General features: G+C 43.7%; 10 protein-coding genes. 8 read left to right on the top strand and 2 right to left on the bottom strand.

What is annotated here, in order from left to right:
• Positions 1–37 precede the first annotated feature (37 nt).
• From GPK81_RS14115 to GPK81_RS14105, 3 genes are all read left to right on the top strand, one after another.
• Positions 38–1,078 (top strand): D-alanine--D-alanine ligase family protein, encoded by a 1,041-nt coding sequence (locus GPK81_RS14115; protein WP_118061897.1) that lies wholly within the window; start codon positions 38–40, stop codon positions 1,076–1,078.
• Positions 1,079–1,190: 112 nt separating this feature from the next.
• Positions 1,191–2,579, top strand: coding sequence for a UDP-N-acetylmuramoyl-tripeptide--D-alanyl-D-alanine ligase (locus GPK81_RS14110; RefSeq protein ID WP_215707239.1), 1,389 nt, complete (start codon positions 1,191–1,193; stop codon positions 2,577–2,579).
• 174 nt (positions 2,580–2,753) lie between these two features.
• The gene (locus GPK81_RS14105; RefSeq protein WP_021977458.1) at positions 2,754–3,350 is read left to right on the top strand and encodes a hypothetical protein; all 597 of its coding nucleotides are present in this window, start codon (positions 2,754–2,756) and stop codon (positions 3,348–3,350) included.
• Between the two features lie 175 nt (positions 3,351–3,525).
• Here the strand turns inward: GPK81_RS14105 and GPK81_RS14100 are convergent, their stop codons facing one another.
• The gene (locus tag GPK81_RS14100) at positions 3,526–4,794 is read right to left on the bottom strand and encodes a Glu/Leu/Phe/Val family dehydrogenase (RefSeq protein WP_021977457.1); all 1,269 of its coding nucleotides are present in this window, start codon (positions 4,792–4,794) and stop codon (positions 3,526–3,528) included.
• Positions 4,795–5,040: 246 nt separating this feature from the next.
• Between GPK81_RS14100 and GPK81_RS14095 the strand changes: the two genes are divergently transcribed.
• Positions 5,041–5,904, top strand: a complete 864-nt coding sequence (locus GPK81_RS14095; RefSeq protein ID WP_021977456.1) for a MurR/RpiR family transcriptional regulator — start codon at positions 5,041–5,043, stop codon at positions 5,902–5,904.
• Between the two features lie 46 nt (positions 5,905–5,950).
• Here the strand turns inward: GPK81_RS14095 and GPK81_RS14090 are convergent, their stop codons facing one another.
• The gene (locus tag GPK81_RS14090; RefSeq protein WP_021977455.1) at positions 5,951–6,217 is read right to left on the bottom strand and encodes a hypothetical protein; all 267 of its coding nucleotides are present in this window, start codon (positions 6,215–6,217) and stop codon (positions 5,951–5,953) included.
• A 233-nt stretch (positions 6,218–6,450) separates the two neighbouring features.
• On the opposite strand from GPK81_RS14090, the gene GPK81_RS14085 reads away from it, so the two are divergent.
• The 4 genes from GPK81_RS14085 to GPK81_RS14070 all read left to right on the top strand — a co-directional run bounded on the left by GPK81_RS14085 (position 6,451) and on the right by GPK81_RS14070 (position 13,787).
• Positions 6,451–8,709 carry a hydratase gene (locus GPK81_RS14085; protein WP_118061771.1) on the top strand — a complete coding sequence of 753 codons (2,259 nt, stop codon included), beginning with the start codon at positions 6,451–6,453 and terminating at the stop codon, positions 8,707–8,709.
• Positions 8,710–8,888: 179 nt separating this feature from the next.
• Complete coding sequence (locus GPK81_RS14080) at positions 8,889–10,184, top strand: hypothetical protein (protein WP_215707238.1); 1,296 nt, start codon at positions 8,889–8,891, stop codon at positions 10,182–10,184.
• A 1,666-nt stretch (positions 10,185–11,850) separates the two neighbouring features.
• Positions 11,851–12,549: an RluA family pseudouridine synthase gene (locus tag GPK81_RS14075; RefSeq protein ID WP_118070893.1), complete on the top strand. Its 699-nt coding sequence runs from the start codon at positions 11,851–11,853 to the stop codon at positions 12,547–12,549.
• A 140-nt stretch (positions 12,550–12,689) separates the two neighbouring features.
• Positions 12,690–13,787 (top strand): substrate-binding domain-containing protein, encoded by a 1,098-nt coding sequence (locus GPK81_RS14070; RefSeq protein ID WP_174087909.1) that lies wholly within the window; start codon positions 12,690–12,692, stop codon positions 13,785–13,787.
• The last annotated feature ends 300 nt before the right edge of the window (positions 13,788–14,087 follow it).

Here is a 14,087-nt window from a genome sequence, read left to right as displayed (position 1 = left end):
AGAAAGAAAACATAAAATTATCAAGGGAGATGAAAGTATGAATATCGTTGTATTGGCAGGTGGAACCAGTACAGAGAGAGAAATCTCCATCGTAACCGGAACCGGTGTATGCAAGGCACTTCGTCAGAAAGGACACAATGCCATTCTCGTAGATATTTTCTGTGGCCTGGAGCCGGTAGACTGGGATGAACCTTTCGGAGATAAAGATTATGAAGTAGATTCCGCAGCGGAATATATGAGAAGCTTTGACGATGATATCGAAGAGATCAAACGAACAAGAAGAAGCTTTTTCGGACCGAATGTCCTGGAACTGTGTCAGGCTGCTGACATTGTATTCATGGGTCTTCATGGCTCTAACGGAGAAGACGGAAAGGTTCAGGCAACTTTCGATCTTCTGGGAATCCGCTACACAGGAACCGGATACTTAAGCAGTGCCCTTGCCATGGATAAAGGCCTCACCAAGAAGATCTTTCTTATGGACCAGGTACCGACACCCAAGGGTGTTTCCATGCTGAAAGAAAACTGTACAAGAAATATCCAGGATCTTGGCATGGAATTTCCTGTTGTTGTAAAAACATGCTGCGGTGGTTCCAGTGTAGGTGTTTATATTGTAAACAACCAGAAAGAATATGAGGATGCCATTGACGGTGCCTATTCTTATGAGGATGAAGTCGTTGTTGAGGAATACATCAAAGGCCGGGAGTTTTCTGTTGCAGTTGTAGATGGCAAAGCTTATCCAATTATCGAGATCGCACCGAAGCAGGGCTTCTACGATTATAAGAACAAATATCAGGCAGGTTCCACAGTAGAGACCTGTCCGGCTGAGATTTCTCCGGAACTGACAGAGAAGATGCAGCACTATGCGGAGGCCGGTGCAAAAGCTCTCTGCATCGAAGGCTACGCACGTTTTGACTTCATGATGAAGGAAAACGGCGACATGTACTGCCTGGAAGCAAACACACTTCCGGGAATGACACCGACCAGCCTGATCCCGCAGGAAGCAAAAGTTCTGGGAATTGATTACCCGGATCTCTGTGAAGAGCTGATCCGCATTTCTCTTAAAAAATACAGCAAATAAAATATCTGACCATAACTCCTCCTGTTGACCGAAGCAGTTTCAGAACATGTTGATCTCTGAAATGCTGTAAATACAACAGGAGGAGTTTCTGGCAAAAGAAAGGATTTTATTCATGAAAAATCTTACATTGGAAAATATCACAAAAGTCTGCAATGGTACTTACCATGGCCCGCAGGAAAAACTTCAGGAAGAAGTGACTGCCATCACAACAGACAGCCGTAAAGTAGAAAAAGGCGGTCTTTTTGTTCCGGTAGTAGGAGAGCGTGTGGATGCCCACCGCTTTATTCCCCAGGTGATGGAAGCAGGTGCACTTGCAACCTTATCCGAGAGGGTTCTTGAAGGTGCTGACTATCCGTACATTCAGGTAGAATCTTCCCTTCAGGCAGTGAAGGACATTGCGGAGTTTTATCTGGAGCAGCTTGATATTCCGGTTGTGGGAATCACAGGAAGTGTTGGAAAAACCAGCACAAAAGAGGTGATCGCCTCTGTCCTGAAAGAGAAATACCGCACCCTGAAAACCCAGGGGAATTTCAACAATGAACTGGGACTTCCGCTGACTGTATTCCGTCTCCGTAACGAGGATGAGATTGCGGTCCTGGAAATGGGAATCAGTGACTTCGGCGAGATGACCCGCCTTGCAAAGATCGCGAAACCGGACACCTGCGTGATCACAAACATCGGAACCTGCCATCTGGAAAATCTTGGAGACAGAGACGGTGTCCTGAAAGCAAAAACAGAGATCTTTAAATATGTGAAGAAAAATATCGTACTCAATGGTGATGACGATAAGCTTTCCACAGTAAAAGAATACAATGGTATCCGGCCGGTATTTTTTGGAAACGGAGAAAATGCTTCTGTCACCTGTGAAAATGTGGAGAGCCGTGGACTGAAAGGAATGAGCTGTGACATCTGTCTGAAGGGAAAAATGGCAGAGAACGGAGAGTTCCAGAAATTCCATGTAGATATCCCAATGCCAGGACGCCATATGGTTTCCAATGCGCTGGCAGCAGCAGCCATCGGCAGACTTTACGGACTGAATGCAGAGCAGATCAAAAAGGGTATCGAAAGCCTGGAGCCGGTCAGCGGAAGATTCAATATGATCGAGACCGACAAGTTCCTGATCGTAGATGACTGCTACAACGCAAACCCCATGTCCATGAAGGCATCTCTGGATGTTCTGCAGGACGGACTTGGAAGAAGAGTTGCCATTCTTGGAGATATGGGCGAGCTTGGAACCGACGAAGTTGCACTTCATGAAGGCGTTGGCGTTCATGCAGGTCACTGTAAGATCGACGCCTGCATCTGTGTTGGACCGCTTGCGGCACACATTGCGAAAAAGGCATCCGAGACCAATCCGGACCTGACAGTTATCCAGGAAAACGATCTGGAAAGCCTTCTTAAAAATCTGAACACCTATGTAAAAAAAGGAGACACCATCCTTGTAAAAGCTTCTCATTTCATGAAATTTGAAAATGTAGTCAAAGCACTGCAGGAAATGTAAAAAGACCGAAAACCAGGCGATCATTTGACGAACGAAAATTCTTTCCAGCCAGGCGATATAGAAGTATAATATTCCTAAAGCAATGAGCAGTGCGTCCGGAACCGGTATCCGGTGCGTTGTAAAGCAAAACAGAATGACGTGTGGGTACTGCGGGCAGTGAAAAGGGAGGGGCTTATGCTGGAGATGATCATGAAGCTGAACATTCCGCTTTACGTCATGACATCCATGGGATGTATCGGTGGCCTTGGGATGCTGGCAACAAACCTTACCTACAGAAGAATGATCCGAAATACACAGCGATTACAGAATCTCAAAGAAAAATGGCTGAACCTGTGGAAGTCAAGAGACAGGCTCTGGCACAGAATGAACCGTTTTGTGTGGTATCCGTCTCTGCTATGTACGTTTCTTCTGGTCCTTTCTGTGATCCTTAACAGCAGGCTGGAACCTGGGGAAGGTCTGCCTATGCTTTATCTGTATATTGGTGCAGCTGTGCCTGTGACATTGCTGCTTCTGAGACAGGGACTGGATTTTTCCTACAAAGAAGAACTTGTGATGGCTTCCCTTGCAGATTACGTGGAACAGGTACGGACCTGGGTGGAAGAAATTCCAGTTCCCCAGAAGACAGATCCCGTTTTGCAGGAAGAGATCGTGGATCGGATCACAAGGAGCATCCGTCAGACTGCGGCAACAGGAAGCCATTTCAGCAAGATGCTTTCTCCGGAGGAGGAAGAGATCATGAGGGAGATCATAAGAGAATTTATGAAGGAGTAGAAGTGGACGCCGGAAGTTCAGAGAATGACACACGGCGATACCGGAATTACGGTGTGATATATAATATGATGAAAAAATCTCCGGCAGATACGGTTCCTGGTATCCTGCCGGAGATTTTTTTGTGTATTTGTGTAAGATAAGGATTCTTTGGCTGTCTGACTCTGCGGACTGGTTATCAGCCCATGGAGATCGGGCCGCCGCGGAGTTTGCCTGCAGTGGTGATTCTCTTGATGGCAACCATGTATGCAGCCATACGGAGCGTTACGTTCTTCTCCTGGCTGAGAGCATAAACTTCGTTAAATGCGGTAAGCATGATCTTCTGAAGCATCTTGTTAACTTCATCAAGATCCCAGGTAAGGTTCTGGATGTTCTGAACCCACTCGAAGTAGGAGACAACAACACCGCCTGCATTGGAAAGGATATCCGGGCATACGATGATTCCTCTGGAATTCAGGATCTCATCTGCCTCAACAGAAGTCGGTCCGTTGGCTGCCTCGATGATAAGTTTAGCCTGGATGCGTCCTGCGTTATCTTCTGTGATCTGGTTCTCAAGGGCGGCCGGGATCAGAACGTCGCATTTGCATGTGATCAGGCCGTCGTTGGTAATATGGGAAACGCCCTCTGCCTCGTATTTATCGAGAGTATTTCCTTCGGAAATAAATTTACGGATCGCCGGAATATCAAGTCCGTCCTCACAGTAAAGACCGCCGGTGTAATCACTGACCGCAACAACTTTCTGTCCATTCTTATAAAAGATCTCAGCGGCAGTTCCGCCGACATTTCCCATACCCTGAACAGCGATGGATGCTTTTGCCGGATCAATGTGGTTTTTTTCCATGCACTGGTAGGCGATGATGGTAACGCCACGTCCGGTAGCTTCCACACGGCCTACGGAGCCGCCGATCTCGATGGGTTTTCCGGTAACAACACCTGGAACCGTATGGCCGGTAAACATGCTGTAAGTGTCCATGATCCATGCCATAACCTCGCCATTTGTATTAACATCCGGTGCAGGAATATCCTTATCTGGTCCGATGATCGGAAGGATACGTGTGGTATAACGACGGGTAAGACGTATAAGCTCCGCTCTGGAAAGCTTGGACGGATCAACTTTGATTCCCCCCTTGGCACCGCCGTAAGGAATATTTACAACCGCACATTTAAAGGACATCCAGGCTGCAAGCGCTTTTACTTCGTCCATATCGGAATTCTGATGGTAACGGATGCCGCCCTTGCACGGTCCACGTGCGCTGGAATGCTGAACACGGTATCCCTCGAATACCTTAATGGAGCCGTCATCCATACGGATCGGGATAGAAACCTTAAGTTCACGTTCCGGGTAGCAAAGTGTTGCGTAATCTTCGTAGCTGAGACCAAGAGCCTCTGCAGACTGCTTCAGGACAGAGAGCATATTGTCATAAGGATTATACTTTTTATCTGCCATTGTTACCACTCCTTTGAAAATAAATATTTTTTCTATTTGATTTAAGAATAATATTATTTATCTGATGAGGTGAGTATATCATGCTATATCTGAAAAGTAAATAATTTTATTCATAAAAATATATACAAAAATATTTATATCTTTTTGGGCGTTTTCACATAAGCCTGTGATAAAATAAAAAAACTGAAACATGCAGGTTTCCCAAACTGCTGTGACCAGTGATAATTATGACGGGGAGGATATTTCATGGAGAATCGGTTACAGAATCTGATCATTTCAGCACAGCTGACACCAAAGGAAAAAGAGGTTGCGGATTACGTCCTTGAGAATCTGCAGAAATGCTGTTTTATGACATCAACAGAGCTGGCCGGAGAATTGAATGTGAGTTATTCCTCCGTGATCCGGCTTACCAAGACGCTGGGATTTACCGGATATCCGGATTTTCAGAATTTTTTGCGGGAAACTTATGCAGAACAGTCCAGAGATGTGGACACCGGAATTCTCATCCCCGCGGAGCGCATTGAGGCGATCAAGAAAAAAGAGCACAAGGCAACAGTCCAGGATACGGTATGCGCCTATACCCTCAGCAATATACAGAGCACCATTGCCAGTAATACCGAAGAACAGTACCGTAAGGCCAGCAGTATTCTCATCAACAGTGGGGTGAAATACATTTTTTCTTCAAGAGGATCTACCTGTGTGGGGGAATTTCTGAATACGATCCTGCGGCAGACGCTTCCCCACGTATACAATTACGGAAGCCACGGGCAGAACATGTTTGACTTTGCCAGCGACCTGGGGAAAGGCGATGCGGCGGTTTTTATCACCTATTCCCGGTATTCCAGGCTGATGTATCTCACTGCGGAGATGGTACATAAGCAGGGGGCTTCCATTATCCTTCTGACAGACAAACCTACCTGCGAAGCAGCCAAGTTCGCGGATGTGGTACTGACTGCCAGAGGTGACAGCAGTGAATTCTATAATTCCTATGTTGCAGGAATGTTTGCCGCAGAAATGCTCTGCGCCTATATATGCAGGGAAACGAATTACTCCAATCAGGAGCTTCTGGAGCGCATTGATGAATATACTTCCCAGATCGGAAACTTCTGAAAAAAGAAAACGCAGGATAAGCATTTATAGCTTTCCTGCGTTTGCTTCAATCTTCCTCGATCACCTGGATCTCCAGATAATCAAATTCAATATGTTCAATGAAATTATCCTGATAAAAACGTGCCTTGTCATGTTTCTTGAAATCCCGCACCGTGGCATCCAGCCAGATCGGGTTTCCCAGATCCATCTGATAGCAGATTTCCTCAAGTCCGTGAAAAATCTTGTGTGTTCTGGTATCATCGCTGTCATCACAGACTACCGTGTCCTGCAGCATATGATTATCTTTCCATATTTTTCCCCATAAACGAAACATAAATATTACCTCCGTATCGTAACTGCCCAGGCCGGCAGAAGTTTTTGGATCGATCGTCTGACATGCCCTTCAGTATAGCGGATTTTGCAGGGAAAGTAAAGTTCAGGGCGGATTCCTGTTTTGTACATAAAACAATGCACCGGGCCGCTTCACTTTTATTGACTAATGTGTAAAAATCCTCTATAATAAACGAAATTGTGAAAAAAGAATTATAATAGATTGGAGGAACCGAAATGAAACTTTACGATACCGGTGTCTATCTTCAGAACGGCCAGGAAATCATTCCTGAGAACCAGGCGAACCTGCCTGTAGCGAAAGAAGAGGCTGCCAGGAATACCATCGCATATTCTATTCTCAAGGCTCACAATAAATCGGATAACATGGAGAAACTTCAGATCAAATTCGACAAACTGACTTCCCATGATATCACATTTGTAGGAATTATCCAGACTGCAAGAGCTTCAGGACTTGAGAAATTCCCGGTACCATATGTACTGACCAACTGCCACAACTCTCTCTGTGCAGTAGGCGGAACCATCAATGAAGATGACCATATGTTTGGACTCACCTGTGCCAAGAAGTACGGCGGAGTTTACGTACCGCCTCATCAGGCAGTTATCCATCAGTTTGCAAGAGAAATGCTTGCAGGCGGCGGAAAGATGATCCTCGGTTCCGACAGCCATACAAGATACGGAGCACTTGGAACCATGGCTATGGGCGAGGGCGGACCGGAGCTTGTTAAACAGCTTCTCTGTCAGACTTATGACATCAATATGCCAGGCGTTGTAGCTATCTACCTGAAAGGCACACCACGCCCGGGCGTAGGACCGCAGGACGTTGCACTGGCCATCATTGGAGAAGTTTTTGCCAATGGTTATGTGAAGAACAAAGTTATGGAGTTCGTAGGACCAGGCGTTGCCAACTTAAGCGCAGATTTCCGTATCGGAATCGACGTTATGACAACAGAGACCACCTGCCTTTCCTCCATCTGGCAGACAGACGCGAAGATCGAGGAGTTCTATGCGATCCACGGAAGACCGGAAGATTACAAAGAACTGAAACCAGGCAATGTTGCATACTATGACGGCTGCGTGGAGATCGACCTCAGTGAGATCAAACCAATGATCGCAATGCCGTTCCACCCGAGCAACACCTACACCATCGACGAACTGAAAGCGAACCTGGACGACATTCTCGCAGACGTGGAGAAGAGAGCACAGGTAAGCCTGGATGGAAAAGTTCCGTTCACATTAAGAGACAAGGTAGTTGATGGCAAGCTTTATGTTGAGCAGGGAATCATCGCCGGCTGTGCCGGTGGTGGATTCGAGAACATCTGTGCAGCAGCAGACATCCTCAAAGGCAAAAACATTGGCCACGATGCCTTTACCTTAAGTGTATATCCGGCAAGTACCCCGATCTACATGGAGCTGGCTAAGAATGGTGTCCTTGCAGAACTTATCGGAACAGGTGCAGTTGTCAAAACCGCATTCTGCGGACCATGCTTCGGTGCCGGCGATACACCTGCAAACAATGCGTTCAGTATCCGTCACACAACCAGAAACTTCCCGAACCGTGAAGGCTCCAAGATCCAGAACGGCCAGATTTCCTCTGTTGCACTTATGGATGCACGTTCCATTGCAGCTACAGCAGCAAACAAGGGATTCCTTACATCTGCAGAGGAGTTTGACGGAAGCTATTCCGAGCATAAATATTACTTTGACAAATCTATTTATGAGAACCGTGTATTTGACAGCAAGGGCGTAGCAGATCCGAGCGTAGAGATCCAGTTTGGACCGAACATCAAAGACTGGCCGGAAATGGCTGCACTTGCAGACAATCTGATCCTGAAAGTTGTTTCCGAGATCCATGATCCGGTTACCACAACCGACGAGCTGATCCCATCTGGTGAGACATCTTCTTACCGTTCCAATCCGCTCGGACTTGCAGAGTTCACACTCTCCAGAAAAGATCCGGAGTACGTTGGCCGTGCGAAGGCGATCCAGGCAGCACAGAAGGCGATCCAGGCAGGCAACTGTCCGGCAGAAGCTGTTCCAGAACTGAAACCGGTGATCCAGACCATCAACAAGACATATCCGGATGTAGACAAGACCAACCTTGGTGTAGGAAGCACTATTTTTGCAGTGAAACCTGGCGACGGTTCTGCCAGAGAGCAGGCAGCATCCTGCCAGAAGGTACTTGGCGGCTGGGCAAACATTGCCAATGAGTATGCAACCAAGAGATATCGTTCCAACCTGATCAACTGGGGTATGCTTCCATTTTTGATCCCTGCCGGAGACCTTCCGTTTAAGAACGGAGACTTCCTGTTCTTCCCGGGAATCCGTAAAGCAGTTGAGGAAAAAGCAGACGTGATCAAAGGCTACACCGTTGACGGAGACACCCTGAAAGAGTTCGAGGTAACACTTGGCGAGCTTACGGACGATGAGAGAGAGATCATTCTCAAAGGCTGTCTGATCAATTACAACCGTAAATAAAATACAGAATATTTTTCGAAAGGCCGACGATGCGAAGATCGTCGGCCTTTTTCGACAAAATGTAATAAAAAATTAAAAAACTGTGCCATGGAAAAATTGCTGAAAATACGGGAATATGGTATGATAATATATAAAAATGTAAAATTCTGTAAAATATACACAATTATCAGGTGAATGAAATGGAGGTGCCGATTATTATTTCTGATGAGAATAACAAGTCAGAGATTTCCAGCAGAAAAAAATTAAAAAACAGACTCACCACAGGTACGTTTGCCCTTCTGATCGCTCTTTTTGCGGTCGTTTCCGCAACGTATGCGTGGTATGTATATAACACAGGTCGCCATACAACGAAAGTCCGTATGGCAGCAGGTGCCGTAGGAGAAGTAAGCGAGATCGCACCGGAAGACATAAGTGATGGAGAAGATGTGGGCAGTCAGGAAGCAGAGGAGATTCTGAATGATGGGGAGACCAGCGTGGAACAGCCGGACAGTGCAGATGCATCGGATACATCGAATCCTCAGGTAGAAATTGTTCTTCCGCAGAAAAACGTTTTTATACCGGTTTCAGAATTTCTTCCTGTTCAGGAGCGGGAAGAATTGCTTTCGCTCATTTCTCATGATGAGGTTTATCTTGTTCATATCAGGGACGATTCAGAAATGCAATATTCCATTTTTTTTAATCAGGCCCTGGAACAGAAGGATGTGTGCTTATATCGTTTTGATTCAGAAGAAAATAAAGTAGTGGATGCTGATTCGGTACAGGATGTAATGAGCTTTGATGAAAATAATAGGACTCTTGTACTGAATACAAAGGATTCCTCAGATTATGTTCTTGTGATTTCAAATGCGGAGAAATATAAGGAACTGGGGTATACTGCGTCGATTGCTGCTGCACAGCAGCAGACTGAACCATCTGAGACCGGGGAAGAAGAGACGGAAAACAAAGCAGCAACAGAAGTTGCTCTTACTTCTGTGATTTTGAAGCCAGATTCGGAGCTGGAGACTGTACCGGTCGCATTTTTGGAGTATTTAAGTGATCTGGATGTCTGCTCTGTGACGCTTGTCTATGCGGATGGTTCGGAAAAAATGCTGGATAAAGAGGATGGGCGCTATGAATGCTCTGCAGAGCATGCGGATGAAGAGGATGCAGAAGGGACCGTTCGAAGAACTTATCATGTTGTGGTAAAAGAACTGGCAACCGGAGCGGTGTTTGAAGATACGGAAAGTGTCGAAATCGGAAGAAAGGATCCGGTTGAGATAAAGACGGAGGATATGACTACCGTAATGCTGGAGGGCAGAAAAAAGTGGATGATGGTTCAGTCTGTTCCGGATGTTTCCGGTCGTTATGCTATGAACTGCGATAAAGGAATTGAGAAGATTTACTATGTTTCAGATGACGGTGATCTGACCTGCGCAGAAGATTCTTTCCAGCTCCAGGCAGGCGAGAAGTATACGTTTCTGATTAAACTTCAATAGGGACAGTGTTTTCCGGTACTTTTATTATCACCGGTGGCTGTTCTTGATGGAAGTAAGTTGCTTCAGGCAATTTGACTTAAAGTTAATGTAATAAATGTAGAAAATAAAAAACAAATCCCCAGTCAGGAGAAATGTCATTCAGACAATAACCTGCCTGGGGATTTTTATCGAAAAGATTAAGTTAAAGCCAGTTATCGGACATGTGCTATCCTATAAACAGACTACCGGTAAGCGCTCTGTTAAATCAAACCAGGAAATTTACGACAGGATCAGAGGGGAGGATAATGATAGATAACACAAAATGGCTACTGGGAAGTTACAGACCACAAAAAACCGTCTGTAGGCTGATAAAAAAGAATTTACAGAAAATAATAAAAAATATAAATAAATAATAAAATATATACACATAAAACGAAGAATGACAAAAATATTAAAGAAAAAATTTAAAAATGTATTGACAAAGCGAACTGACGATGGTATTATAAGAACATCAAAAAGATCAAGAGAAAAAACAAAACAAAGAAATTAAAAAATCAGAAATTCATTCAATTCATAGCATAGATGCACATGAAAGGATGAAGAAAGGAAAAGGTGATTCCAGTGGGAACATAACAATCACATCCATCAATATGAGAGTGACAGGAACCGGATTTCCTGCAAGAAAGACCTGATACATATCACATAATGATAACCCTTAAGAACACAATCATTTCTCTCATAAGATATAAATAAGAACCTCTTAAATCTTACTTATATTTTAACTGAAGTTAAGATGAGAGAAATAAGAAAGTTAAGGAAATCAGTATTTCAGGTAATATAGAATCGGTAACTCATATTGAACAACTGTCACACACCTGAGACAAAGATTTCAGGAAATATGTAAAGAAATATTTCCCGAAAGAGTAAAACCCTCAGCTCACCGGTTCGTTGGAAAGAAGAGATTCCAGGAACAGAAGTGAAGATGAGAACGATACTTTGAAATGCATATCAGATTCATCAGGATATGGATTGAAGCTTTGCATCAGAAGAATATCTGATAGGATATTAAGATCGAAGAAACGGGCAGGAACTTTTTTCAGGATACTTTAAAGAACTGCAGAGGAGAAAATCCCAATAGGTCGATTTGAATCAGCAGATCACGAAGTACAGAGATGACAAACGGTTTTGAATTTAAGAAGTTAAGTCCAGAATTGTTGAGGAAACAGAAAGAAGTATAACCACCGAAATTCTTCAAAAAAGGAAATCGAACTTCGGAAAAAACGATTTCAATCCTATACAACTTTCTAAATAATCGAAAAGATATACTTACATATATCAATCGCTTATGAGCAGGAAATAAAAAAGAAGAGAGAACGTAGAAAAAGAAAAGTGTATAAAATTGAATAAAGAGAATCGAAATTATTTTATAATCATATAAAATCAGAAATTTCGGTTGACAGAAAATCATATAACCAGAAAACATTATTCAAAAAACAAAGAGGAAGAAAAATTGAATAACGAAGAGTGTTGAGACGGTCATCATTTTTGAAATTATTAAAGTAAAAAGTGATGACCGTCTCATTTTCTGTTATGTTAATTGTTATATTTACCAGTTGCCAGTATCGATATCTTCCGTTATACTTCATGAAGAAAGGAAACCCAAAAATAACAGCAGTGGTGAAAACATATGTGGAACAATCAGATCAACGAAAATATTTTATATGAAGATAAAGAAATTCTTGTATGCAGGAAACCGTCGGGAATGCCGGTACAGGCAGCGAGAATCGGAACCATGGATATGGAAAGTGCCCTGAAGAACTATCTGGCACAGAAAACACCTGGAAAGATTCCATATCTGGCAGTGGTCCATCGCCTGGATCAACCGGTGGAAGGTGTCCTTGTATTTGCAAAAACTCAGGGAGCAGCAGGGAATCTAAGCAAACAGATAATGGCAGGCGGCGCAGGTAAATATTATCTGGCAGTAACTGAAGGTGTGCCAGGAAAGCAGGAAGGAATTTTTATTGACTATCTGAAAAAAAACGGAAAAGCCAACATGTCTCAGGCAGTACCGGAAAATACACCTGGAGCAAAAAAAGCAATTCTCCATTATAGAGTCCTTGATCAAAAAGAAATGAATGGAAAATCCCGTGCTCTTCTTAAAATCAAACTGGAAACAGGACGTCATCACCAGATCCGTGTACAGCTTTCACATGCGGGAATTCCTCTTCTTGGAGACCGAAAATACAACCCTTCAGGGGAAAAAGGTACTTCTCTTGGCTTATGTTCCTGCGGTCTGGAATTTAAACACCCGAAAACAGGAAAAATAATGAAATTTGAAACAGAGCCGCAGGGAACTGCATTTCTGGATTTTGTGAAAAAACTGTAAAAACTCTGGACGGAAAAGCGAAAAAGTGTATAATGTAAAAAGCGAGTAACCAAATGTAAGAGTTTTGTAAAGTATAAGTTACTGTAGACGGATAATGCAGACGATGAAGAACAGTAACCAGCGAGGAAGAGGAGATTAAAATGAGAAGAGCTGCAGTAGCGTCGGTAGCCTTGTTGGCTACGGTAACCCTGCTGACAGGATGCCAGAAAGAAGAAGCAGAGAAGCTTGTTGCACCGCTTGTAGCAGATGCCCAGGAAACCCCGGAAGCCAAGAAAGCAGAAGAGAAAAAGAGTCCACTCATCCCGGAGATCGACGATAACCTTTCTATTGAAGAAGGTGCCAGAATAGCTGTTGTCAGCAAATGCAAAAAAGGCGAATTCTGGGATAAAGTGAAAGAAGGAATGGAAGCTGCTGTCAAAGATGTGAATGAGGCATACGGCTTCAAGAAAGACAAGCAGATCACAATGACTTTCGAAGGACCGGATAACGAGGAAGATGTAGAAAGTCAGATCAATACTCTTGATGCGGTAATTGCCGAGAATCCATCTGTAGTATGCCTTTCTGCCGGAGACATGGATTCCTGCCAGGCACAGCTGGAAGCTGCCAAAGAAAACGGCATTCCTGTGATCGCATTTGATTCTAATGTCAGCGATACGAAACTGGTCAGAGCTTTTCGGGGAACAGACAATACACAGATTGGTAAGTACGCTGCATATAAGCTTGGAAGCGCCATTGGAAAAATGGGAAATGTAGCAATTTTTTCCGCACAGGAGAAGACCCAGAGTTCACAGGAGCGTGTAAAGGGATTTCTGGATAATATCGCAAATTATACAGACATTAAAGTTGTAGAAACTGTATATTCTGATCAGGTTGATGATATGAAAGAAGCGATGAAAGAAGTTCTGGATAAATATCCTGCACTGGATGGAGTTTTCTGCACCAATGCCAATGTTTCCGAGATGTTTCTGGAAGTAAATAAAGACAACGGTGAGAATAAAGTTGCCATGGTAGGTGTGGATGCCACCAGCAAACAGCAGGAAGCAATTAAAAACGGACAGGAGCTTGGAGTTCTTTCACAGAATCCGTATGCAATGGGATATCAGACCATGTGGGCAGCCATTCAGTCCACCGCACCGAAGAAAGAAACAAAAATTGAGAAAAAAGTTTTACTTGACCCTGCATGGATCGACGCAGAAAACCTTGGAAGCGAAGATTACGCAAATTATATATATAACTGACAGGCAGCAAATGTAAAGAGAATCAAAAGCCAGAAGATCAAAAGCCATTTACCAGATGAAAACGTAAAAAGTGATTTCATCTGGCAGATGGCTTTTTTGTGCTGTGTGGAACATTTTTTGTGAATAAAAACAAAAAATATGAACAGAATAAACAAATAAAAAGTTTGCGAAAAAATGGTAAAAATATAACGAATTTGACGATTTTTTGACGCAAAAAGAATATATTTTTCGTTAAATTGCATAATAAACATTGTTTTAGATAAAAAGTTGTGGTACAATTTGGATATGCAGAGAGGCGGT

The organism is Blautia sp. MCC283, assembly GCF_018785565.1.
GTDB lineage: Bacteria > Bacillota > Clostridia > Lachnospirales > Lachnospiraceae > Blautia_A.
This window is presented reverse-complemented; position numbering and strand designations above follow the sequence as displayed.

Bases quoted from the DNA above. Each gene is read 5' to 3' on its own strand.
- GPK81_RS14110 (WP_215707239.1), top strand. From the start codon at position 1,191: ATGAAAAATCTTACATTGGAAAATATCACAAAAGTCTGCAATGGTACT.
- GPK81_RS14100 (WP_021977457.1), bottom strand. From the start codon at position 4,794: ATGGCAGATAAAAAGTATAATCCTTATGACAATATGCTCTCTGTCCTG.
- GPK81_RS14075 (WP_118070893.1), top strand. From the start codon at position 11,851: ATGTGGAACAATCAGATCAACGAAAATATTTTATATGAAGATAAAGAA.
- GPK81_RS14095 (WP_021977456.1), top strand. From the start codon at position 5,041: ATGGAGAATCGGTTACAGAATCTGATCATTTCAGCACAGCTGACACCA.
- GPK81_RS14115 (WP_118061897.1), top strand. From the start codon at position 38: ATGAATATCGTTGTATTGGCAGGTGGAACCAGTACAGAGAGAGAAATC.
- GPK81_RS14080 (WP_215707238.1), top strand. From the start codon at position 8,889: ATGGAGGTGCCGATTATTATTTCTGATGAGAATAACAAGTCAGAGATT.
- GPK81_RS14085 (WP_118061771.1), top strand. From the start codon at position 6,451: ATGAAACTTTACGATACCGGTGTCTATCTTCAGAACGGCCAGGAAATC.
- GPK81_RS14105 (WP_021977458.1), top strand. From the start codon at position 2,754: ATGCTGGAGATGATCATGAAGCTGAACATTCCGCTTTACGTCATGACA.
- GPK81_RS14070 (WP_174087909.1), top strand. From the start codon at position 12,690: ATGAGAAGAGCTGCAGTAGCGTCGGTAGCCTTGTTGGCTACGGTAACC.
- GPK81_RS14090 (WP_021977455.1), bottom strand. From the start codon at position 6,217: ATGTTTCGTTTATGGGGAAAAATATGGAAAGATAATCATATGCTGCAG.